This is a genomic window from Acinetobacter sp. GRABPA_MV_2, from assembly GCF_056725885.1.
The window spans coordinates 156,231-179,356 of record NZ_JBWZNA010000004.1; the positions used below are offsets into that span (position 1 = coordinate 156,231).

Here is a 23,126-nt window from a genome sequence, read left to right on the forward strand (position 1 = left end):
CTGATCGAATCATGAGTATTGTTGAACGTCCAAGTTATACATCTAAAGATGTCGAAGTAACATCACGTGAATCTCTATTCCGTGGTTTTATTCAAGTTGAAAAAGTCAGCCTTCGACATCGTCTATTTAATCAATCTGAATATACTCATGTATTGCAGCGTGAACTCGTTCATCGGCCTGAAGCAGCTGGCGTACTACTCTACAACGATCAAAAACAACAGTTTGCTCTGATTGAACAGTTCCGTGTTGGGGCTTTAGATGATGCTCAATCACCGTGGCAGTTAGAAATAATTGCAGGCGTGCTAGATGGTGATGAATCACCAGAAAGTTGTATTCGACGAGAGAGCCTTGAAGAATCAGGTTGCGAAGTTCAAGATTTAGAGCATCTATTTAGCTTTTACCCGTCAGCTGGTGCTTGCTCAGAGTTATTTCATCTCTATGTTGCCGAAACTGAATTACCCGCTGAAGGGGGTGTTTTTGGCGTAGATGATGAGGGGGAAAATATTCAACTGCACTTATTTAATTATAGTGAAATCCAGACTCTACTCGACAGCGGGCGTTTAAGAAATGCTCCTGTCATTATGGCATTACAATGGCTGGCCCAACACAGCAAAACGATAATAAACCCGAAGAGGTAGGACGGTGACTTTTCAAGTCTCAACACTTTCACAAAAAGACCATGTCATTATACAAATTACCGATACCCACCTATTGGAGTATCCGCATTTAGAATTTGTGGGTATGAATCCTGAAGAAAGCTTTCATGCCATTATTCAACAGATACTTAATAAACATCCTGAAACTGATGCAATTATCCATACCGGGGACCTAGCTCAGGCACCAACGCCTATTACCTACAAACGTTATATTCAATATATGCAAACGCTTGGTCTGCCCTTTTTTCAGACCTTAGGTAATCATGACAATGTTGACCATTTTCCATTGCATAAAGAGAATCATCAGGAACCTGTGGTCATTTGCTTAGGGAACTGGCGGATTATTCTATTAAATAGTGCGGTAAAAGGTCATATTGATGGACATCTATCAGCAGAACAGCTAGAGAACTTAACGGCTTTACTTGAAGAGTATGCAGATAACCCGATTTTGCTGGCTTGTCATCACCACCCTTTTGCCATGAAGTCAAAATGGATTGATCATCACAAGTTACAAAATTCTAATGCTTTGCTTACAGCATTAACGCCGTTTAAAAATGTAAAAGCTTTGGTCTGCGGGCATGTTCATCAAGACTCAATCAACATTTGGCAAGGGGTCGAATTTTTCTCTACACCTTCGACAAGTGTTCAGTTTAAACCCTTTAGTAATGATTTTGCACTCGATCAAAATGCTCCCGGCTACCGTTACATTCGTCTAAAAAACGATGGTAGTTTTGAAACAGAAGTCTTCCGTCTTGAAAATTTTCAAGGCCATATAAACACTGATATTTCAGGCTATTAGCCCTATTTCTTATATGCTTATATATAATTATGACTGGGGCAAACACGTTTTGAAAATATTTACGGGTCGGAATGACTATCATCTTGCAGGAAAAATCTATATGATGACGACCCGATGGGAAAATCCCATCGATGGTTTTCTATAAAAACACTTGCATATCACCATATTTTTTGCGTATAGATAATACGTGTATGATGAGGAATGCCCTATTATGGCGAATGACAACCACAACCAAGTTTTGGATGAACATACAGAAGTTGTAGTGGAAGGTGACAAAGCTTCTGCAAAACGTGCACGTAAAGTGAAACCTAAAACTTCTGACATAGGCACAACTGCAAGTTTATTTGGTATTGCACCTTATCAACCTAAGAAAAATGAAGAGTACATGTCTGAAGGACAGCTCGAGCATTTCCGACAAATTCTGCAAGCATGGAAAGCTGAATTAATGTCTGAAGTTGATCGTACTTTAAATACGATGCAAGACGAATCAACTGCACTGCCAGATGTAAACGACCGTGCGACCCAAGAAGAAGAATTTGCAATTGAATTACGTACACGTGACCGTGAACGTAAGTTAATTCGTAAAATCGAACAATCTATGGAAGCTATTAAGAATGAAGACTACGGTTTCTGTGAAACTTGTGGTATTGAAATCGGTTTACGTCGTTTAGAAGCGCGTCCAACTGCAACGTTATGTATTGACTGCAAAACTTTGGCAGAAATTAAAGAGAAGCAAAATAACGGTTAATATGACCGCTGTAGCTACTCAAGAAAAGCCTAGCTTTTCATACTCAGGTCGGTTTGCGCCATCGCCAACCGGCCCTTTGCATTTTGGATCACTCATTACTGCTGTTGCCAGCTATTGCGATGCAAAAGCCCATCAAGGCAAATGGCTCGTTCGTGTCGAAGATACAGATATTCCTCGTATTTATCCCGGCAGCGAAGAGCATATTCTCACATCACTTGAAGCCTTCCAGTTCGAACCCGATACAGACATCATCTTTCAAAAAAATCGTTTAGACATTTATGAAAGCGTATTAGACCAACTCAAAAAAGAAGGTCTTATCTATGCATGTCAATGTACCCGCAAAATGCTTGGTTCAAATGCAATCTATGCAGGTACTTGCCGCGATCTCAATCTTGATTCTCAAGGTCAAGCGATTCGGGTAAAAGTTCAAGATCAGCAGATCTGTTTTGATGATCGATTGCAAGGACGTCATTGCTCCAATCTACAATATGATCTTGGAGATTTTGTTCTTAAGCGCCGTGATGGAATTATTAACTATCAACTTGCGGTCGTCGTGGATGATTATCTACAAGGTATTACCCATGTCGTTCGAGGCGCGGACTTATTAGATAACACCGAACGTCAGATTTGGTTAGGTCAGCTTCTAGGTTATCCTCAACTAAGCTATATGCACCTTCCCCTTGCAATGAATGACCAAGGGCAAAAGCTCTCTAAACAGAATCTAGCCCAAGCACTCGATTTATCAAAAGCGCCTGAATTACTTCAAAAAGCAATACTGGCCTTGGGACAACCCAACGTTGATTTAGATCAGCCTAGAGCGATGCTAAGGCAGGCTGTAGCGCAGTGGAATGTTGATTTGATTCCCCATGGGCAAGAGCTCAGCGGCACATATCTATAAATAATAAAAAAGCCCGATTTGATATCGGGCTTTTTTATTATGTCTAATAATTTAGAAGTTTGACTCTTCTCGTTCTGGGTTGACTTCTTGTGTTGATGCATCAATCTTTAAGATTAAGCTAATCATCGCCGCACACATCATTAAAGACGTACCACCATAACTAATGAATGGCAAAGTCAAACCTTTCGTCGGCATTAAACCCATATTCATGCCCGCATTTACCAAAATCTGGAGCAAGAAAATAATACTAATACCGTAAGCTAAATAGCCTGCACGAAGGTAATGATGTTTCAAAGCACGGTGACCAATTTTGATACAACATGCTAGCATCAAGAAAGACAAGCCAATAACAATAGAAATACCCACGAAACCAAATTCTTCACCTAGCACTGCCAACATAAAGTCAGTATGCGCTTCAGGTAAATAAGATAGTTTTTGTACACTGTGACCTAAGCCTGTACCAAACCATTCACCACGACCAAAAGCCATTAGTGCATTTGATAACTGATAACCTACACCTAATGGATCTGCCCATGGGTCAGTAAACGAGATCAAACGCTGGAAACGGTATGGTTCAAATAAGATCAAAAACACGATACCCGTGACAATCGCGCCAAGCATGATTAAGAACTGAGTTGGCGGCGCACCCGCTAAAAAGAACACCCCAACCATCATCATGACAATAACGACAGTTGCTCCCAAGTCAGGCTCAGCAATAATTAAACCAACCGTGATTGCCATAACCCCACTTAAACGCAATAGGCCTTTCCAATGAGTACGAACTTCTTTGGCACGGCGTACAACGTAGTCTGCGGTAAAGATTGCCATCATGACTTTGGCAACCTCGGTTGGCTGCAAGGTAAAACCACCGATCTTAATCCAACGTGTAGAACCGTTGACTTCCGAACCCACCACCAAAGCAGCAAGCAACAGAACCATAGTTAATAACCACAGCGGGAAGGTATTTTTAAACCACGTATTTAGTGATATTCGATAGGTCAAATAAGCCACCACACCCGCAGCGACAATCGAAATACCATGACGAATCACATAGTGAAACGGGTTTTCATGCATATATTCAGCATAGGGCATCGAAGCAGATGCAACCATCACGGAACCGATACACAATAATGCAACGACACAGAAAATCAGGACATTACGTGGCGTCACTTCCGCTGGCCATTTAGGCAATATCCGTTCATACCAATGATTGATTTTCTGGATTGTGGTCTGAGCTAAGCCTGCCATACTACATTCCTAATCATGTTTTCTTTAAACCAACGAATTGACGCAGGCAACAAACTGCTGACCACGGTCATTATAACTTTTAAACATATCAAAACTTGCACATGCTGGTGATAACAACACCACATCTTCGGCCTGAGTTTCACGTTGAGACAGCTCTACAGCTTCTTTAAGCGTTGCTGCATGTAAAATTTTGGTTGCACCTTGAATTGCTTGTTCAATAACTGGAGCATCCTCACCAATCAATACCACAACTTTGGCATATTTTTCGATAGAAGAACGTAATGGGCCAAAATCCTGACCTTTACCTTGCCCACCTAAAATCAAGGCAACCTTACCTTTTTTCACTTCAATGGCAGCGCCTAAACCATCAATCGCTGCAAGCGTAGCGCCAACGTTAGTGCCTTTAGAGTCATTGTAATAACGTACATCATGCACAGTCTTTACATATTCACAGCGATGCTCTAAGCCTTTAAATTGTTTTAAGGTTTCAAGCATAGATTCCATAGGCAGGCCTATTGCCTCACCTAATGCGAGACAAGCTAAAGCATTTGCTACATTATGCATGCCTTGAATATATAAATCTGAGCTTTTAATTAAACGCTGTAAACCACGCGCAAGCCAAAGCGTGCCATCACCATCTCTTAAAACACCATATTGATTTAAATCTGGTGCATTTAAACCAAAGCTTTGCATTGGCGTGGTATCTGGAACAAGAGGACGACTTAAAGCATCATCACGGTTAAATACTACTTTTTTAACGCCTTGGAAAATACGGTGTTTTGCTTGATGGTAACCCAACATATTGCCGTGACGATCTAAGTGGTCTTCACTCATATTGAGAACCACAGCAACTTCAGCATTTAAGTGAGACGTGGTTTCTAGCTGAAAACTTGATAGCTCAAGTACAATTAACTCAGGTTGATCTTTTAATAAATCTAGAGCTGGGCGTCCAAGATTGCCACCTACAGCAACTTTCTTACCCGCATCTTTAGCCATTAAGCCAATTAAAGTCGTTACTGTACTTTTCGCATTAGAGCCAGTAATAGCCACAATAGGCACATCGGTTGCACGGCGTAATAATTGAATATCCCCTACCACAGAAATACCCTTAGCAATAGCTGCCTGAATTTCCGGTAATTGAGGTGCAAGGCCTGGACTTAAAATAATTTCTTCTGCTTGTAATAATAATTCTTGGTCAAGTTGACCGAAACTTGTCTTTACTCCTGCCGGAATCTGATCATGCCCTGGTGGCGTGGGGCGAGAGTCTGTTACTGCAACTTGGTAGCCTTGTTCATGCAGGAAATTTACAGCAGAAACGCCTGAGATTCCCAAGCCTGCTACAACTTTTAACCCACCACGTTGTATTAACATTTTTGCCCCACAATTTATCAATCGACAGAATGGCAAAAATGTTAGCACTTTGCTGTTTTGAATGCTTTTTCAGTTTGAACTTTATTCATCTTTTTTTGTGTCAGTGCGTAAAAAAGCCATCAATATGATGGCTTTTTAAACGAAACAAGAAATACTGAATCTACTGCCATTTAATCGGCTTAATTTCTTGAACTATATTGGTAGGTTTATCTTCGCTTGAACAACCACAACCGCCAGCACAACCAAAGGTCATTTTCGGTTTAAGCCACTTTGCCAAAGTTGCCCAACCCTGCTTTTCGCAAAATGCAGAGATTGAAGAAAAGACTGAATTTGCTGTTTTTGGAAATACTTTCTTAAAAACAACTACAGCACTCCAAATCACTAAAACAGCAATAATCAGATATTGAACCATATACAACCTCCTTTATTGCCTTAACCCCAATACTGGGAAGCAATTTGATAGGTAACAAACGATGCAAAATAAGCTAAACCAAACAGATATGCAGTCATAGCTGCAACATGTTTCCATGAACCTGTTTCACGGCGTACCGTTGCCAATGTTGCCAAACAATGTGGAGCATAAATGAACCACACTAAAAGCGATAAACCTGTTGCCAAAGACCAACCTGTTCCATCTGCACTAATCAGATGTGATAACCCTTGTGCCACAGCATCATCATCTGTTGCAGACAAGGCATAAACTGTACCTAATGCCGCGACTACCACTTCACGAGCAGCCATAGCTGGGATTAACGCGATACAGATTTGCCAGTTAAAACCAATTGGAGCAAATAAAGGTTGGATAAGATGCCCGAGCATACCTGCAAAACTATAATCTATGGCAGGTAATGTCGCCCCTTCTGGTGGCTGCGGGAAAGTACACAAGAACCAAAGCAAAATAGAGAGCGCAAAAATGATTCCGCCGACGCGTTTCAAGAAGATCTTTGCACGATCCAATAAACCGATTCCCACACTTTTTAAATCAGGGAAACGATAACTTGGTAGCTCTAGCAGTAAAGCATGTTGCGACTTATCTTTTTGCAAAAACTTCATTAAAAATGAAACGCAAAGAGCACTCACAATACCAGCCATATACAGACCGAAAAGCACTAAACCTTGCAGGTTAAAAATACCCCAGACCATTTTCTCTGGAATGAAGGCAGCAATCAGCAAGGCATAGACCGGTAAACGTGCCGAACAGGTCATTAAAGGCGCAACCATAATGGTCGTAAAACGATCACGAGGGTCACTAATACTACGCGTTGCCATAATCCCCGGTACTGCACAAGCAAAGCTTGAAAGTAAAGGAATGAAAGCACGACCACTTAAGCCAGCTTGGAACATTAATTTATCAAGCAAGAATGCTGCACGCGGTAAATAGCCCGATTCTTCTAATACCAAAATGAAGAAGAACAAGATCAAAATTTGTGGCAAGAACACAACTACGCCACCTGCACCCGCAATAATTCCGTCGACAACCAGACTATGCAGTAGTGGCTGCGTAATCACACTTCCTATTACTTCACCCAGCCAGCCGAAGAAGCCCTCAATACCGTCCATAAAAGGAGCTGCCCATGCAAAAACTGCTTGGAACACAATAAACATCATGATGGCAAGGCTAAGTAAACCTAAAACTGGATGTAAGAAAATCCGATCTAGAAAATCAGTCCGCTTATCACCCTGATCAACATAATGAACAACATCTTTAAAAATCATATCGATTTTCTGATGATGAGTCCCAGTTAAACCACTCAGTTCGGTTTGTGGCACACTGTATTTTTCTTGATCAAGGGCGTGTAATAAATTTTCAATCCCCGCATTTCGAACAGCAACTGTTTCAACAACTGGTACGCCCAAACGCTGAGATAACTTTTGAGTATTAATTTGGATACCACGACGACGCGCTTCATCCATCATATTCAGTACAAGTAAAATCGGACGACCTAGCTCAATCATTTCGAGCACTAGCCCTAAATGCAATTTTAAGTTAGTTGCATCAACCACACATAAAAAGGCATCTTGCTGCCCCTCTTCTGCAATTTTACCCAAGCAAACATCACGGGTAATCACTTCATCAGGACTGGTTGCATTAAGACTATATGTACCCGGTAAATCGAGTACACGCACAGCTCGACCTGAAGGCAACTGAAAATGACCAACCTTACGCTCGACCGTTACACCCGCATAGTTGGCGACTTTTTGTCGAGTTCCAGTTAAATGGTTAAAAAGAGAGGTTTTACCACAGTTAGGGTTTCCCACAAGGGCAATACGTAACGCATCACTCATGCGGGTACTCCTTCTTCTACTTGAATTTCAATTTTTTCCGCTTCTGCTTTACGTAAAGCGAAACGAGTAAAGCCTATTTGGATCAAGATCGGATCACCACCAAAAACACCTTTGGTAATCACTTCCACTCGTGTGCCCGGTACAAAGCCCAGACTTTCCAAACGAATTGCGACCAAATCTTGCTGCTCGGACTCTAGTTCTATCCGATTCACTTTGGTGATGGTCGCCGCTTGCTTCACTTTTAAAGCTGATAAACGCACCGCATCCGATCCTAAACCTTTTTTAATAGTATACATATAAATGAGAATAATTACCAAATAAGGTTAAATTTCACTTCTTATTCAGTTTAATCGACAAACCTTAAAGTTTCTTTTAAAGTACAGAGGTTTAGAGGATGTAGTGTATGTTGAATAAAAAACCGCGTATTCCAAGCCCTGTTCAAATTCCTGAACATTTGAGCTTTTTACAAGGTTTTCGTGACTATCTCGTTGCTCAGACGGTAAGTCCACATACACGTAATGCTTATTTATCCGACCTTATTCAATGCAGCGAACTTCATAAAAAATCACTTCTTCCAGAGTGGACAAGTGATGATATCGCTGATGTTTTGATTGAGTTGACTAAAGTTGGAAAAAGCCCGCGCTCGATTGCCCGCTGCTTATCTGCCCTACGCCAGTTTTACAAATTTTTACGTGAACAGAAATTACGAAGCGATAATCCTGTAGCAACCCATCATTCTCCAAAAATTGGCAGAGCCTTACCCAAAGATTTATCAGAGGAAGATGTCGAAGCACTGATTCAGGCTCCTGATATTGATACGGCACTGGGATTACGTGATCGGGCAATGTTTGAAGTTCTTTACGCATGTGGTTTACGTGTTTCAGAACTGCTGAACTTACGCCTAGAACTTATTAACTTAAAACAAGGCTATTTAAGAATTACTGGTAAAGGTAATAAAGAGCGTTTGGTCCCGCTAGGGCAATTTGCTTGTGAATGGGTGGAACGCTACTTGCAGGATGCTCGGCCTCAACTCTATAAAAGCTCTACTGACTATCTCTTTTTAACTCAACACGGCGGAATTATGAGCCGTCAGAACTTCTGGTATGCCATTAAGCGTTACGCCTTACAAGCCAATATTCAAGCTGAACTCTCACCTCACACCTTACGTCACGCCTTTGCAACCCACCTGCTCAATCACGGCGCCGATTTACGCGTAGTACAAATGTTATTGGGTCATAGTGACTTATCAACTACTCAAATTTACACACATGTAGCACAAGTGAGAATGCAACAATTGCATGAAAAACATCATCCTAGAGGTTAAAAAATTTAAAACTTATTATTTGAAATACACCCAACAATCAATTGATTTCGTTCACAAAGGTTAAGAAAGTTTTAACAATACACACTAGATTTTTTGTTATGCTTAGCAGCTTCTGACTATAAATACTGATGAAATAAGGGTTATCTATGTCTTTTACCCGATCTCAACTGTTTCTTGCCTGTGCTTTGGCTTCTAGCCTGTTATTCAGTGCTTGTTCTAAAGAAAACAAACCACAAAAAGAAGATGCGCTCACTGCGACCGCACCTGCTACTGGGGAAGCTTCAACAATCATTGAACGCAATGCTAAACAACGTTTAATTGAAACTTTGCAAAAACAATTTAAGAATGCAAACATCAACGCCAAAATTTTAGATATCAAGCCTACTGAAGTGCCTAACTTATATTGGGTAAATCTCGAAGGGATGACGTCGATTTATACAACCAGCGATGGTAAATACCTGATTCAAGGTGATGTCATTCGTTTAGGTGGTAAAGAACTGCATAATATTGGCGATAATCTTCAAGCTTCAGAAAACAAGAAGCATCTTGCTGCTTTAAAAAATGAAGATTTGATTGTCTACCCAGCTAAAGGTGGTAAGGCTAAACATGTGATTTATGTGTTTACCGATGCAAGCTGTCCTTATTGCCATAAATTACATGAACATTTACCTGAAATTAATGAAAAAGGTATTGAGGTACGTTATATCGCTTGGCCACGCGGTGAACAGTTTATGCCGACTATGGAGGCTGTATGGTGTAGTGCAGACCGTAAAGCTGCATTTAATCAAGCAGTACAAGGTATTAATATCCCATCTGCTCAATGCAAAAGCCCTGTTCGTGAACAATATCAACTTGGCTTAAACATGGGTGTAAATGGAACACCCGCTATTTACAATGTTGATGGCGAATACTTAGGTGGATACCTAACACCGGATGAATTAATTAAACGTCTGGATAAATAACATCCTTTAAACTGGTGAATGATTAATCATCTATCTCTTTTAAAAAGCGCTGCTCTGATTGCAGCGCTTTGTTTTTTCAATAATTAATATTTAAACAACCTCTGTTTAAAGACTGATCTACTCTTCTTTTCCAAACATCGCACTCTAATTCATTGAACAAGCACTAAAAGCGCTAGAGTCTGGCGTTTTTTTTAGCTATGATCTAGCTTCAACTAAATGATTAAATGATGAATGGAGTGTGACGTGAAACCAGTTCGCCTGGCAATACTCGGTCTAGGAACCGTAGGTGGAGGAGCCCTTAAACTACTACAAGAAAATGCCGCTGAAATTAAACGTCGCACCGGTCGAGAAATTCAAATTACCCACGTTGGAACACGCCGCCCTCGTCCAGATCTTGAATTGGAAGGGATTAAACAAAGCGCCGATTTACTTGACATCGTTCGTCAACCAGACGTTGATGTAGTTGTAGAAGTTATGGGTGGGATCCACCCTGCTTACGAAGTTATCATGGAAGCGATCAAACACGGCAAACAAGTCGTGACTGCAAACAAAGCGTTACTCGCTGAACACGGCAATGAATTATTTAAAGCAGCAGAAGACAATGCTGTGCAAATTGCTTATGAAGCAGCAGTTGCTGGCGGTATTCCAATTATTAAAGTGATCCGTGAAGGTCTTGCTGCAAACCATATCGAATGGTTGGCAGGTATTATTAATGGTACAGGTAACTTTATTCTGACTGAAATGCGTGAGAAAGGTCGTGCATTTGATGATGTATTAAAAGAAGCTCAAGAACTCGGTTATGCAGAAGCAGACCCAACTTTTGACGTTGAAGGTATTGATGCTGCGCATAAACTTACCATTTTAGCGTCTTGTGCGTTTGGTATTCCTCTTCAATTTGATAAGGTTTATACCGAAGGTATCAGCAAAATCACTGCACAAGATGTCAAATATGCAGAAGATCTTGGTTTCCGCATTAAACATCTCGGTATTGCACGTCGTGCTGAAAAAGGTATTGAGTTACGTGTTCACCCAACACTCATTCCAGATGAACAGCTGATTGCGAATGTAAATGGCGTTAAAAACGCTGTATTAGTTCAGGCAAATGCCGTAGGTCCAACACTCTATTACGGCGCGGGTGCAGGCGCAGGTCCTACAGCTTCTGCGGTTGTTGCTGATGTTATTGATATTGTCCGTGACATCTCTTATACCGAAGACGGCGCAGGCACAATTCCTCAGTTGGCTTTTGAAGCATTAACCAATGTGCCAATTTTAAGCCGTGAAGAAATGACCACAGGTTATTACATTCGCTTAAATGCAGAAGACCAAACTGGCGTACTTGCAGATGTAACTACCATCTTAAGTCGCGCTGGAATTAGTATTGATGCGATCATGCAACAATCTCGTTTAAAAGACCTTATTCCAATCGTGATTCTGACCGATCCAATCGTTGAATCAAAAATGGATGATGCTCTTGCACAAATTCAAGCATTACCTGCAATTCGTGGCGAAATCGTAAGAATTCGTTTAGAATCGCTCGATAGTTAATCAGGTTGAGGGAAAGATTCCCTCTCCCGCTTCATCTCTAATTGGAACACCATCATGTCTAATGCCAATCGTTATACTGGTCTTGTAGATCGTTATCGTGACCGTTTGCCAGTTTCGGCAACTACTCGTGCTATCTCTTTGGGTGAAGGCAACACCCCACTCATTAAACTTGAGAATATTCCACGTATTATTGGCAAAGATGTTGAAATTTATGTGAAATACGAGGGTTTAAACCCAACTGGTTCATTTAAAGACCGTGGTATGACCATGGCTGTAACCAAAGCGGTTGAAGAAGGCTCTAAAGCGATTATCTGTGCATCTACTGGTAACACTTCTGCTGCTGCTGCTGCCTATGCTGCACGTGCAGGTATCAAAGCATTTGTTTTGATTCCAGAAGGCAAAATTGCGATGGGTAAAATGGCACAAGCGATGATGTATGGTGCGATCACTATGCAAATTCGTGGTAACTTCGATGATGGTATGCGTCTTGTAAAAGAAGTTGCTGATCAAGCGCCTGTAACGATTGTAAACTCAATCAACCCTTACCGTTTGCAAGGTCAAAAGACTATTGCTTATGAAATCGTTGAAGCTTTAGGCCGCGCACCTGATTACCACTGCTTACCTGTAGGTAACGCAGGTAATATCACCGCTCACTGGATGGGTTATACCGAAGCTGTAGCAAACCAGCCTGCTGATCAGTTTGAACAAGTGATTTATGATGCTGCTACTGATCAATTCACTGGTCCAAAACCAGAAGGCTTACCAACAATGGTGGGTTACCAAGCTTCTGGTGCAGCTCCATTCTTACGTGGCGCTCCAGTTGAAAGCCCTGAAACTGTTGCAACTGCAATCCGTATTGGTAATCCACAAAGCTGGAACCATGCAAAAGCTGTAGTACGCGACTCTAAAGGCTGGTTTGATGAACTTCAAGACAGCGAAATTTTAGAAGCTCAACGCTTACTTTCTATGTATGAAGGTGTATTTGTTGAGCCAGCGTCTGCTGCTTCTATCGGCGGTGCGATCCGTGATATTAAAGCGGGTAAAATTGCTGAAGGTTCTGTAATTGTATGTACAGTAACTGGTAATGGCTTGAAAGATCCTGACACTGCAATCAAACAATGTGCTGATGCAGTTATGTTGTCAATTGATGCAACAATGGACCAAGTAAAAGATTCGATTTTATCTAATATGTAAGATCTGATTTTTCAAAAACGGCTGTTTAATACAGCCGTTTTTTTATGTCTTTTTTATAGCCATAAAAAAACGCTTCTTGATAGAAGCGTTTTTAGGATATTGAACTTAAATACGTTTTGGTAAATTACTTAACCAACCCAATAAGTTAGTTGCATCATTATTACGTGCCTGTGTACTTGGTTCACCAAGTAATACAATGACTGCCGGACGTGAGTTTACAGTCGTGTGCATTACAACACAGCGACCTGCTTCATTAATATATCCAGTTTTAGACAGGTTAATATTCCAACCACCGTTACGAACTAGAGCATTTGTGTTGTTAGATTTCAACACGCGATAACCCAAATTAAAGTCATAAGTCGGTGTAGTCGAGAATTGACGAATCAAACCATATTGAGATGCGGTACTTACTAAAATACCTAAATCACGTGCCGAAGATACATTACGTGGATCTAGACCAGTTGATTCATAGTAATGAGTCGAATTCATACCCAAAGCACGAGCTTTAGCATTCATTGCAGCTACGAATGCAGGGCGACCACCTGGATAAGTACGTGCTAAGGCAGCCGCTGCAGGGTTCTCAGATTTCATTAAAGCAAACAAAAGAACTTCTGCACGGTTCATCTTGTCGCCAACACGTAAGGTAGAGCTAGAATTTTTCCCACCAGCACCAGCAAAGTCAATTTGCTCAAGTGTAATTTCTTCAGACATGTTTAAACGGGCATCCGCCGTTACAACCGCTGTCATCACTTTTGTAATAGATGCAATTGGTACAGAAGCGTTGGTATTTTTACTGTAGAGCACTTCACCAGTTTGCGCGTCCATCACAAGTGCAGCTCGAGCACTTACACTCGGCTGGGCATTGTAACCAGACGTATCACGGATTGGAGCAACTCTAGGTGTAGAGCTAATAACTTTTGGCGCATTACTGCCACGCAAAGTTGTAGTTACAGATGTTGAACCTTGCGGAGTTGGTTCATCATCTTCATCATTTAAAAGTTGACTAGCATCCGCTGCTGACCAATTTAAGCTTGCAGTACCACTATTCCCTGAGGACGGGTTATTGACGAGTTCTGCAAAGCTTGTTGAACTCAAACTAAGCAAAATAGACATGCTTAGCACATGCATTAAAGACTTTTTAGAATTTTTCACGGCACAATACTCGACTCAGGGTGATACACATTTGCGCTTACTATAATTATGCCTTACATTTGAGGGATAAGGTATAACGCTTTTACCGACACAATTGTGCACAACTATTCGCTCACTATATAAGAATAGGATTGCTAATTTTGTCATTCCATTGCAAGCTAATTTTGCTTTATGTAACAAAAAACTTGTTTTTTGAAAGAAAGGAGGTCTTCTTGATTACAGTTTTAGTTGTGGATGACCATGAACTTGTACGTACAGGTATCTGCCGTATGTTAGAAGATCATGCCGATGTAGAGGTCATTGGACAAGCCGAATCGGGTGAAGAAGCAATTGCTATTGTTCGTCAGAAACATCCTCAAGTTGTGCTACTTGATGTCAACATGCCTGGCATCGGTGGCGTAGAAACAACCCGCCGTTTACTACAAACCGCACCAGATACAAAAGTGATTGCAGTCAGTGGCTTAGCAGAAGAACCTTACCCATCTCTGTTGCTTAAAGCAGGAGCTAAAGGTTACATTACTAAAGGTGCTCCAATTACAGAAATGGTTCGCGCAATTAATAAAGTGATGCAAGGTGGCAAATACTTCAGCGCCGATATTGCCGAGCAATTAGCGAGTTCATATTTATCCGATACACAACAATCGCCTTTTGACTCACTATCTGAACGAGAAATGCAAGTTGCAATGATGGTTGTAAATTGTATTAGCGCTCAAGAAATTGCAGACAAACTTTTTGTAAGTGTCAAAACAGTGAATACTTACCGCTACCGTATTTTTGAAAAGCTAGCCATTGATAGTGATGTTAAACTGACTCATCTCGCGATTCGTTACGGTCTGATCAAACCTTAATCAGACTTATATGCAATTTCCCTTAAACTCATCCTTGTCCAATACGATATTTCGTTTGGGCACGTGGTATGGTTTATATCGCCTTATTATTGCGGTTAGTCTGAATATAATTTTAGTTTTAACCGATGCTCAAATCGACAATAGTTTACAACAACCCGCTTTATATTCTTATACACTACTCGGCTATTCGCTCTTAAGCCTTCTTCAACTTTTATGCTTTAAGTTTATTGCCACTCAGGCAACAAGGCAGCTCATTTTATTTTTTGTAGTTGATATTATTTGTCTGAGTTTACTTACATTTTCTGTAGGTGAACCAAATCTTCAACTCAGCTTGCTCTATGTTATTGCCATATTTACTTCGGCCATTTTACTTAGCGCAAGAATGTCGTTGCTCATTACATTACTTGCAGTCATTGCGGTTATTTACCAACGCTTCGTTGGCAGTTTATTTGACTACAATAATTTAAATACGATTGGTAATAGTGCCTTATTGGCCTTCTTATTTTTTGTAGTACACGGAATCGGACAAATTGCGGTCCAGCGCTTTAAATTACTTGAAGCACTAACTTTCCACCAATCAATAGAACTCTATCAACTACAAAATATTAACCGCTATATCTTGGAACAAATTGAAGAAGGCTATTTAGTTCTAGATGAAAACTACAACATTGTTTTAAGTAATCCAGCTGCCTGCTCTCTTTTAGGAATTCCACCTCAATTTGCCAGTGAAAAATACCCCTTAGCAAAATGGCATGCTGACTTATTTGAAATTCTTAAGTTTGATCATTTAAAAGAAGGTGATCGATTTATTTTTGAATCTCGACTGTCGGCTTACTCTATTAATATTAAAGTGCAACACCTTTTGGTGCCACAGCAAGCATTGACGCTACTCATTTTACAAGATGCACAGCAGATTAATCAGCAAGCTCAACAACTCAAACTTGCCGCTTTAGGCCAACTATCAGCAAGTATTGCACATGAGATCCGTAACCCTCTTGCAGCCATTGTTCAAGCGAATGAATTACTCAAAGACAGTGATTCAGAACAGCAAAACACTTTGCGCAATATGATTGGCAAGCAAACGAAACGCATTGATAGTATTGTTCAAGACACGTTAGGACTTGCCCGCAGTGAAAGAACGTATCCAATCCAGATTGAATTAAACGGCTTCATAAAAACGTTATTAGATGAAGATTTATCTGATGTTAAACATGCGATCCAGCTTAAAAGTTTTGATTTATCCTTAAAGCTATTGTTTGATGAAAAGCAGCTCAGACAAGTCCTCATTAACCTTGTTAGAAATGCTCTACGCCACAATGCACCCGATTCGCCCTATGTTCTGATCAATATCCATTCACAAACAAATAAAATTTATATTGATGTGATCGATTACGGCGAAGGTGTTTCAAAACGTGATATATCTCAATTATTTAAACCATTTTTTAGTACCGAAATTAATGGAACTGGTTTAGGATTATATTTGTCTCATAGTTTTTGTGAGGCAAACCATGCAAAGCTCACTTATGTAGAGCAAAAACAAGGGGCATGCTTCAGAATAGAATGCTCAATAATATATTGATTTTTTATTAGGTTTTTGGGGAAATGGCAGAACAGCAACCACTCGTTTTGCTTGTAGACGATGAAGAAGATTTGTGCCTTTTAATGCAAATGACTCTTGCACGAATGGGGATTAAGACACATCTTGCTTATCGGGTTGAACAGGCCAAACAACTCTTTACTCAGTTTCATTACGATGCGTGCTTGACCGATTTAAACTTACCCGATGGTAGTGGTTTGGAATTGGTTAAACATGTTTCTCAAACTTACCCTCACACACCCATTGCTGTTTTAACCGCATACGGCAATATGGATATTGCAATTGCAGCATTAAAAGCTGGAGCTTTTGATTTTGTCAGCAAACCTATTAATCAAATTCATTTAGATCAGCTATTAAAAAAAGCGCTTAACCAGCCAAAACCAGAACATGAGTTCGGTGAAACAACTCTAGAGAATGACTTATTAATTGGGCGCTCACCACCTATACAAAACTTACGGACAGCTATTAAAAAAATAGCCCGCTCCCAAGCACCTGTGTTTGTTACAGGTGAGTCTGGTACCGGTAAAGAAGTTGTTGCTAATCTTATGCACCGCTTAAGTAACCGCAGTGAAGGACCATTTATTGCAATTAACTGCGGAGCAATCCCAACTGAGCTCATGGAAAGTGAACTTTTCGGACATAAAAAAGGGAGCTTTACTGGAGCAACCCAAGACAAACAAGGCCTGATTTTATCAGCTCATGGCGGCAGTTTATTTTTAGATGAAATTGCCGAATTGCCTTTAAGTATGCAGGTTAAATTGCTTCGGGCAGTACAAGAGAAAAAGATTCGCCCTGTAGGTTCAGATCAGGAAATTGATGTAGATTTTCGGGTGATTAGCGCCAGCCACCAAGATTTAGATTTGTTAGTCCAACAAGGTAAATTCCGTCAGGACTTATTCTTCCGTATCCATGTTATGGATATCATGTTGCCACCACTGCGTGAACGTGGTGGAGATATTTTGCTCTTAGCCAATCATTTTATTCAAAAGGTTTGTACGGAATGGGGAATTTCAAGCAAACAATTAACAGCGAGCGCTGAAACTTACTTATTGCAGCAAGATTTTCCGGGTAATGTTCGTGAATTAAGAAATATGATTGAACGAGCTATTACTTTAAGTGATGATGAATGTATTGATTTGAAACACTTGGCACCTCCTGTTAGATGCAATAGTGTTAGTCCGCAAATCGCAACTAAACAGGTAAATGAAACGCTAACTGCTCAAACTCATCCAAAATTTCCAATAGAAGGTTTAGAACGCTACTTAGAAAATATCGAAAAAGACATTTTACTAAATGCACTAAACATGACGCATTGGAATCGAACTTTGGCAGCTAAAAAGCTAGGAATGACATTTCGTTCTTTGCGCTATCGACTTAAAAAATTTGGTTTAGATACCGAAATGGGAGAGGAAGTATAAAAGTTACTTCCTCTTTAGGAGTAAATCTGCAACGCGGTCTAAATATACGTCTTCTTTCATTTCTGCTGGCAATGGATAAGCCTGATTAGGTTGAATACCCTGCCCTTCAATCATATTGCCATTTGGAGTGTAGTAATGTGAGACCGTCATCTGTAGAGCCGCACCACTTGGCAAAGGAAATAGCTTTTGCACTACGCCTTTCCCATAGCTTTTTTCACCCATCACCCAAGCACGCTGGTGTTCTTTCATGGCCGCAGTAAAAACTTCTGCCGCAGAAGCAGAACGGTGATTAATTAATATACCTAATTTTATATTCTGAAATTCATTACCAGGCAGTGCCTGAAACTGCTGGTTACCTTCCGAACGGCTTTTGGTTGAAACAATAATTCCGTTATTTAAAAACAAATCTGCTGACTCTACCGCTGCCGATAACAATCCACCCGGATTATTTCGCAAATCGATTAAAACAGCCTTTAAACGTGGGGAACTATTTTCTTCAATTAATCTTTTAATTTCATTAGCAGTGTCTTGTTGAAACACTCTAATTTTGAGTACAAGCACCTGATTATGCAACATTACAGGTTCTATATCGGTTTCTATTTTTTTATTACGGACTAAGTTAATGTTTCCGTTTAGCTCTTCCGCTTGTACTTGAAGTGTACTTCCTATAGAACCGTAAAGTAGCCCGAGTACCTGATCTTGGTTTAAATTTTTTAAATCTTGATTATCAATCTTTAGAATCGTCTGACCATTTCTCAAACCTAATTTATAGGAGTCTGAACCCGTTTTAAGATCACGAATCATCCACTTATGGGCATGTGCTTCAGTGCTTAATGCGAAATCAACTGACGCAAGGTCACCTTCAGTATATTGAATCAGTTGGCGATATTCTTCTGCCGATAAATAACGTGAATAACGATCTAGACCACTCACCAACCCTTTTATAGCTTGTTGAAACAACGCATCGTCAGACTTCACATCGACATAGTTATCTCGAACAATTCCATAGATTTGCACAAACTGTTGAATAGACTCAATCGGCACCTCTGCATAACTATGCTCTGGTTCTTCCGAATCAGAATGCAAAGGTGACAATTTTTCTTTTACAACTGGCGCTGCAAAAGCAAATTGGCTGCAACACAGCAACATACTTACAATAAGTTTTTTATATTTAATGTGTTGCAGCATCCAATCACCTTTAACTTATGCAGATAGTGTAATCAGATTACGCCCTTGCATTTCGGCAGGAACAGGAATCTGCATTAAATTGAGAATTGTCGGTGCTACATCTGCAAGCACACCACCTTCTGCAATTGTTGCTTGTGTTGGGCCAACATAGATAAACGGCACAAGCTCGGTTGTATGTTGAGTATGCACTTGCCCACTTTCGTAGTCTTGCATTTGTTCAACGTTACCATGGTCAGCAGTAATGAGCATATGGCCTTTTTTCGCCATAACTGCTTCATAGACACGACCTAAACAAGTATCAACCGCTTCAACTGCTTTAACCGCAGCATCAAACACACCCGTATGACCGACCATATCACCATTTGCGTAGTTCACAACTAATAAGTCGTATTCACCTGAATTAATTGCTTTAACCAACTCATCAGTGACTTCATAAGCACTCATTTCTGGCTTGAGGTCATATGTCGCAACGTTTGGAGATGGAATTAAAATACGTTTTTCACCCGGATATTCATCTTCACGGCCACCACTAAAGAAGAATGTTACATGCGCATACTTTTCAGTTTCGGCAATACGTAACTGGGTTTTACCTAAAGAAGATAAATACTCACCCAATGAGTTTTTGAGGGCTTCTGGCATATATGCAACTGGTGCATCAATGCTTGCCTGATAACGCGTTAACATCACAAACTTAGAAAGATTCGGTACAAGTTTACGTTCAAAACCAGCAAAGTCTTTCTCTACAAATGCGCGAGTAATTTCACGAGCTCGGTCAGCACGGAAATTCATAAATACAACGCTATCACCATCTTGAACTTTAGCGATATCACCAATACGAGTCGCTTTTACAAATTCATCATTTTCATTGGCTGCATAAGCTAACTCCAACCCTTCAATTGCTGTTTGCGCAGTACGAAGTGCCTCGCCTTCAGTTAACAAGCGATAAGCTTGCTCAACGCGATCCCAACGGTTGTCACGGTCCATTGCAAAGTAGCGACCAATCATGGTTGCGATACGGCCTTGACCCGGATATTGAGCAAATAATGCATCTAATTTTTCTAAAGATGGTTGAGCACTGCGTGGAGGTGTATCACGACCATCAAGGAAAGCGTGTAAATAAACTTTTGCACCGCGTTTTAATGCAAGCTCACACATCGCCACAATATGATCTTCATGTGAATGAACGCCACCTTCTGAAAGTAGCCCCATAATATGGACAGCACCGCCAGCAGCTTTGGCTTTTTCAACAGCGTCGATCAACACTTCGTGTTTGAAAAAGTCACCAGTACGGATATCTTTAGTAATACGGGTAAAGTCTTGATATAGCACACGGCCAGCGCCAAGATTCATATGGCCGACTTCAGAGTTCCCCATTTGCCCATCAGGTAATCCAACATCTTCACCTGAACCAGAAATTAGACTATTTGGATGCTTGGCTTTCATTGCCGCCAAATTTGGTGTTTTTGCTGCAAGAAAAGCATTATCTTCAATCGCTTCACGGTGTCCAACACCATCCATAATGACCAGAACGTGAGGGATCTTGCCAGCAGTTGCATCCGTCATAATCAATTTCTCTTTTGTCTACAATTTCGTCACAATATCTTACCGAATTTTCGGTCAAGACTCTATTTATTCCTATGGCTTTCACCAATATCCGCGATTGATGAAAACCATAAATATCAATTATTACTAGCGAGCGCGGTAAAGCAAATAACTTCCAGCGCCAAACATTAGTAAGATAGGCACGAGTACAAACCATGCTGGAGATGGGGAATAAACCAAGCTCGCATAGCCCAAGAAATCTTGCAAATAATAGAAACTTAAACCAATGAACAATGCGATCACCAAACGGAAACCCATCGATTGTTGGCGTAATGGTCCAAAAATAAAAGAACACGCCACGAGAACTAATGCAATGAGTGAAAATGGCGAAGCAACTTTTTGCCAGAAAGCCAATTGATACGTCTTTGGTACCTGACTATATTCATCCATATAACGCATAAAGCTAATCAGTTGGCTTGGTGATAAATCTTCAGGATCTAAAGTCACCATATGCACATATTTAGGCTGTAATGCTAAAGCAAGCGATTGTTCTTCATGGTCAGTTTTGATGGCATTTCCTGCCGCCAAAATGTCCATTTGTTCAGCTTTTTTCAAAGCCCATTGACCATTTTTAATAAACTGGCCTTGCTGAGCATTAATTAATGATTGCAAGTAATAGTTCTGGTCAAAGTCGACCACTTGAATGTCTCTTAAATTGCCTTGAGAGTTAGCGTAGTCGATATAGATAAATCGCTGCCCTTCACGTGACCAATAGCCTTTAACTTCACCTAAAGCAGCTACAGAACGATGGCTTTTAACACTTTGGGCTTTTTCATTGGTATAAGGAATAACCCATTCACTTAAAGCAAACGACAAAATAATAAGTAGTAAAGCTGAGCGCATAACCCAACCGACAATACGCCATAAGCTAACACCGACTGAACGCATAACAATGAGTTCACTGCTCGTTGCCAATGAGCCCAGTCCAATCACAGCACCAATCAAGGCAGAGATAGGTAAAATTTCATAGAGATAGCGAGGAGCTCCCCACAAGACATAGACGAGAGCTTGCCATGCGTTATAGTCTGGTTTGAGCTCACCCAACTCGCCAAGATATGTAAATAAGACCTGAAGAATGGACAAAACAACTGTGGTGCCAAACATCGCAAGCGCAGTGGTTTTCGTCACATATTTGGCGACTATTCGACGTGCTAACATTATAATTTCACTCGCTTGATCTGTTTCTTGATTTTTGGTCCTAACTTCTGCTTACGTGAGAATAAGGCGGCAGCAACACCATACACAACTAACACGGCAGGATAAGCCCAAATATCGAGTTCTTCTTTACTAATACGAGTCTTGATTGCAATCATTAATACGATCAGACTGGAAAAAATAAAAATCGCCGGAATAAGACGGTAATAACGGCCTTGTCGTGGGCTCACCTCAGACAATGCCACTGATAGCATTAGCGCAATAACAATGGTGAATGGCCCAAATAAACGCCATCCCAACTCACTTCTAATAACTGGATCATTTGTTTTTGAAAAGAGTTTTGTTGTTGATAGCGCTTCTACATCGCCACTCTCAAACTTAACATCTTTGTCATTTTCTAAACGTAGACGATAAGACTGGAACTCTGCTTGTGTATATTTTGGTTGTCCCGGGAATATTTCATAGCGACGACCTTGTACCAGATCAACGACATTGGCGGTGTCATTTGCAACTTCTACACGAGTCGCTTCTTTTGCCAAAATCATAACATCTGGCTTATCTTCTTTAGCAGCGCGCTGATAAAAGAAAATATCCTTCAAATTCTTTCGGTCTTCTGACAATGACCCCGCATAGATCGTATATGGCCCAGAAGAAATAAACTCTCTTGGTCGAACCAAATCGAAACCTGTCCTTACGGCTTGTGTGGTTGTCAGTTTTTCAAACTCACGTAGTCCCCACGGCGTCATCCACAGCATAAGTACCGACTGAAACACCATATAAACCAGCGTCATTGGAATGAGTAATCGTGCTAATTGATGACGGCTTACACCACTACCATTCAATACAGCCATTTCATGGTCAACATATAAACGACCAAACACCAACATTAAACCAATGAAAAAACCCAATGGTAAAATGAGTGTTAGAAATTCAGGTAAACGATATCCAATGATGCTAAACAAGATACTGGCATCTAAACGCCCCTGCGCCGCCACACCAAAGTATTTGATCAGACGACCACCCATCATGATTAGGGTCAGTAAAGAAATGACCACCAATGAGGTAGAGACAACTTGCTTGACGAGATAACGCCGAATAATCAAAGTAATACTTCCAAAAGGCTAATCGGGACGTG

The 23,126-nt window shown here is 40.6% G+C and carries 21 protein-coding genes; 11 read left to right on the forward strand and 10 right to left on the reverse strand.

What is annotated here, in order from left to right; genetic code table 11:
• Positions 1 to 11 precede the first annotated feature (11 nt).
• From ACXM0J_RS05605 to gluQRS, 4 genes are all read left to right on the forward strand, one after another.
• On the forward strand, positions 12 to 638 hold the full coding sequence (locus ACXM0J_RS05605) for an NUDIX domain-containing protein (RefSeq protein ID WP_032006835.1): 627 nt from the start codon (positions 12 to 14) through the stop codon (positions 636 to 638).
• Between the two features lie 4 nt (positions 639 to 642).
• Complete coding sequence (gene cpdA, locus ACXM0J_RS05610) at positions 643 to 1,455, forward strand: 3',5'-cyclic-AMP phosphodiesterase (RefSeq protein ID WP_086265349.1); 813 nt, start codon at positions 643 to 645, stop codon at positions 1,453 to 1,455.
• A 211-nt stretch (positions 1,456 to 1,666) separates the two neighbouring features.
• Complete coding sequence (gene dksA, locus ACXM0J_RS05615) at positions 1,667 to 2,203, forward strand: RNA polymerase-binding protein DksA (protein ID WP_002121205.1); 537 nt, start codon at positions 1,667 to 1,669, stop codon at positions 2,201 to 2,203.
• Between the two features lies 1 nt (position 2,204).
• On the forward strand, positions 2,205 to 3,101 hold the full coding sequence (gene gluQRS / locus ACXM0J_RS05620; protein WP_086265350.1) for a tRNA glutamyl-Q(34) synthetase GluQRS: 897 nt from the start codon (positions 2,205 to 2,207) through the stop codon (positions 3,099 to 3,101).
• Between the two features lie 51 nt (positions 3,102 to 3,152).
• Here the strand turns inward: gluQRS and ftsW are convergent, their stop codons facing one another.
• The 5 genes from ftsW to ACXM0J_RS05645 all read right to left on the reverse strand — a co-directional run bounded on the left by ftsW (position 3,153) and on the right by ACXM0J_RS05645 (position 8,266).
• Positions 3,153 to 4,349 (reverse strand): putative lipid II flippase FtsW, encoded by a 1,197-nt coding sequence (gene ftsW, locus ACXM0J_RS05625; protein WP_005079447.1) that lies wholly within the window; start codon positions 4,347 to 4,349, stop codon positions 3,153 to 3,155.
• 24 nt (positions 4,350 to 4,373) lie between these two features.
• Entirely contained in the window at positions 4,374 to 5,720 is a 1,347-nt protein-coding gene (gene murD, locus ACXM0J_RS05630; RefSeq protein ID WP_014208179.1) for a UDP-N-acetylmuramoyl-L-alanine--D-glutamate ligase, read from the reverse strand.
• 160 nt (positions 5,721 to 5,880) lie between these two features.
• A complete protein-coding gene (locus ACXM0J_RS05635; RefSeq protein ID WP_086265351.1) occupies positions 5,881 to 6,132 on the reverse strand; it encodes a DUF6587 family protein in 252 nt (83 codons plus the stop codon).
• Positions 6,133 to 6,152: 20 nt separating this feature from the next.
• Complete coding sequence (feoB, locus tag ACXM0J_RS05640; protein WP_086265352.1) at positions 6,153 to 8,006, reverse strand: ferrous iron transporter B; 1,854 nt, start codon at positions 8,004 to 8,006, stop codon at positions 6,153 to 6,155.
• The gene (locus ACXM0J_RS05645) at positions 8,003 to 8,266 is read right to left on the reverse strand and encodes a FeoA family protein (protein WP_081032098.1); all 264 of its coding nucleotides are present in this window, start codon (positions 8,264 to 8,266) and stop codon (positions 8,003 to 8,005) included. The genes feoB and ACXM0J_RS05645 overlap by 4 nt, the downstream gene beginning before the upstream one ends.
• A 143-nt stretch (positions 8,267 to 8,409) precedes the next feature.
• Between ACXM0J_RS05645 and xerD the strand changes: the two genes are divergently transcribed.
• The 4 genes from xerD (at position 8,410) to thrC (ending at position 13,031) form a co-directional block, all read left to right on the forward strand.
• Positions 8,410 to 9,330, forward strand: a complete 921-nt coding sequence (gene xerD, locus ACXM0J_RS05650) for a site-specific tyrosine recombinase XerD (RefSeq protein WP_068529308.1) — start codon at positions 8,410 to 8,412, stop codon at positions 9,328 to 9,330.
• Positions 9,331 to 9,476: 146 nt separating this feature from the next.
• Positions 9,477 to 10,292 (forward strand): DsbC family protein, encoded by an 816-nt coding sequence (locus ACXM0J_RS05655; protein WP_039763866.1) that lies wholly within the window; start codon positions 9,477 to 9,479, stop codon positions 10,290 to 10,292.
• Positions 10,293 to 10,535: 243 nt separating this feature from the next.
• A complete protein-coding gene (locus ACXM0J_RS05660; RefSeq protein WP_002121263.1) occupies positions 10,536 to 11,837 on the forward strand; it encodes a homoserine dehydrogenase in 1,302 nt (433 codons plus the stop codon).
• A 54-nt stretch (positions 11,838 to 11,891) separates the two neighbouring features.
• Entirely contained in the window at positions 11,892 to 13,031 is a 1,140-nt protein-coding gene (thrC, locus tag ACXM0J_RS05665) for a threonine synthase (RefSeq protein ID WP_002048893.1), read from the forward strand.
• 105 nt (positions 13,032 to 13,136) lie between these two features.
• Here thrC and pbpG read toward each other — a convergent pair whose 3' ends face one another.
• Entirely contained in the window at positions 13,137 to 14,183 is a 1,047-nt protein-coding gene (gene pbpG, locus ACXM0J_RS05670; RefSeq protein WP_005804058.1) for a D-alanyl-D-alanine endopeptidase PBP7/8, read from the reverse strand.
• 212 nt (positions 14,184 to 14,395) lie between these two features.
• Here pbpG and gacA point away from each other — a divergent pair, with 212 nt between their 5' ends.
• Genes gacA through ACXM0J_RS05685 form a run of 3 tightly spaced genes read left to right on the forward strand, consistent with a single transcriptional unit; the run spans position 14,396 to position 18,046 of the window.
• Positions 14,396 to 15,031 (forward strand): response regulator transcription factor GacA, encoded by a 636-nt coding sequence (gene gacA / locus ACXM0J_RS05675; RefSeq protein ID WP_002121174.1) that lies wholly within the window; start codon positions 14,396 to 14,398, stop codon positions 15,029 to 15,031.
• 10 nt (positions 15,032 to 15,041) lie between these two features.
• Positions 15,042 to 16,610 carry a sensor histidine kinase gene (locus ACXM0J_RS05680; RefSeq protein WP_213034429.1) on the forward strand — a complete coding sequence of 523 codons (1,569 nt, stop codon included), beginning with the start codon at positions 15,042 to 15,044 and terminating at the stop codon, positions 16,608 to 16,610.
• Between the two features lie 23 nt (positions 16,611 to 16,633).
• Positions 16,634 to 18,046, forward strand: a complete 1,413-nt coding sequence (locus tag ACXM0J_RS05685; protein ID WP_086265354.1) for a sigma-54-dependent transcriptional regulator — start codon at positions 16,634 to 16,636, stop codon at positions 18,044 to 18,046.
• 3 nt (positions 18,047 to 18,049) lie between these two features.
• Here the strand turns inward: ACXM0J_RS05685 and ACXM0J_RS05690 are convergent, their stop codons facing one another.
• The 4 genes from ACXM0J_RS05690 to lptF all read right to left on the reverse strand — a co-directional run bounded on the left by ACXM0J_RS05690 (position 18,050) and on the right by lptF (position 23,094).
• Positions 18,050 to 19,234 carry a S41 family peptidase gene (locus ACXM0J_RS05690; protein ID WP_086265355.1) on the reverse strand — a complete coding sequence of 395 codons (1,185 nt, stop codon included), beginning with the start codon at positions 19,232 to 19,234 and terminating at the stop codon, positions 18,050 to 18,052.
• 15 nt (positions 19,235 to 19,249) lie between these two features.
• Positions 19,250 to 20,797 carry a 2,3-bisphosphoglycerate-independent phosphoglycerate mutase gene (gpmI, locus tag ACXM0J_RS05695; protein ID WP_086265356.1) on the reverse strand — a complete coding sequence of 516 codons (1,548 nt, stop codon included), beginning with the start codon at positions 20,795 to 20,797 and terminating at the stop codon, positions 19,250 to 19,252.
• A gap of 126 nt (positions 20,798 to 20,923) precedes the next feature.
• The gene (lptG, locus tag ACXM0J_RS05700) at positions 20,924 to 21,994 is read right to left on the reverse strand and encodes an LPS export ABC transporter permease LptG (RefSeq protein WP_002121203.1); all 1,071 of its coding nucleotides are present in this window, start codon (positions 21,992 to 21,994) and stop codon (positions 20,924 to 20,926) included.
• On the reverse strand, positions 21,994 to 23,094 hold the full coding sequence (lptF, locus tag ACXM0J_RS05705) for an LPS export ABC transporter permease LptF (RefSeq protein WP_002121169.1): 1,101 nt from the start codon (positions 23,092 to 23,094) through the stop codon (positions 21,994 to 21,996). Before lptF ends, lptG begins: the two co-directional genes overlap by 1 nt.
• Between the last annotated feature and the right edge of the window lie 32 nt (positions 23,095 to 23,126).

Bases quoted from the DNA above. Each gene is read 5' to 3' on its own strand.
- ACXM0J_RS05605 (WP_032006835.1), top strand. From the start codon at position 12: ATGAGTATTGTTGAACGTCCAAGTTATACATCTAAAGATGTCGAAGTA.
- dksA (WP_002121205.1), top strand. From the start codon at position 1,667: ATGGCGAATGACAACCACAACCAAGTTTTGGATGAACATACAGAAGTT.
- gluQRS (WP_086265350.1), top strand. From the start codon at position 2,205: ATGACCGCTGTAGCTACTCAAGAAAAGCCTAGCTTTTCATACTCAGGT.
- ftsW (WP_005079447.1), bottom strand. From the start codon at position 4,349: ATGGCAGGCTTAGCTCAGACCACAATCCAGAAAATCAATCATTGGTAT.
- murD (WP_014208179.1), bottom strand. From the start codon at position 5,720: ATGTTAATACAACGTGGTGGGTTAAAAGTTGTAGCAGGCTTGGGAATC.
- ACXM0J_RS05635 (WP_086265351.1), bottom strand. From the start codon at position 6,132: ATGGTTCAATATCTGATTATTGCTGTTTTAGTGATTTGGAGTGCTGTA.
- feoB (WP_086265352.1), bottom strand. From the start codon at position 8,006: ATGAGTGATGCGTTACGTATTGCCCTTGTGGGAAACCCTAACTGTGGT.
- xerD (WP_068529308.1), top strand. From the start codon at position 8,410: ATGTTGAATAAAAAACCGCGTATTCCAAGCCCTGTTCAAATTCCTGAA.
- ACXM0J_RS05655 (WP_039763866.1), top strand. From the start codon at position 9,477: ATGTCTTTTACCCGATCTCAACTGTTTCTTGCCTGTGCTTTGGCTTCT.
- thrC (WP_002048893.1), top strand. From the start codon at position 11,892: ATGTCTAATGCCAATCGTTATACTGGTCTTGTAGATCGTTATCGTGAC.
- ACXM0J_RS05680 (WP_213034429.1), top strand. From the start codon at position 15,042: ATGCAATTTCCCTTAAACTCATCCTTGTCCAATACGATATTTCGTTTG.
- ACXM0J_RS05685 (WP_086265354.1), top strand. From the start codon at position 16,634: ATGGCAGAACAGCAACCACTCGTTTTGCTTGTAGACGATGAAGAAGAT.
- ACXM0J_RS05690 (WP_086265355.1), bottom strand. From the start codon at position 19,234: ATGCTGCAACACATTAAATATAAAAAACTTATTGTAAGTATGTTGCTG.
- gpmI (WP_086265356.1), bottom strand. From the start codon at position 20,797: ATGACGGATGCAACTGCTGGCAAGATCCCTCACGTTCTGGTCATTATG.
- lptG (WP_002121203.1), bottom strand. From the start codon at position 21,994: ATGTTAGCACGTCGAATAGTCGCCAAATATGTGACGAAAACCACTGCG.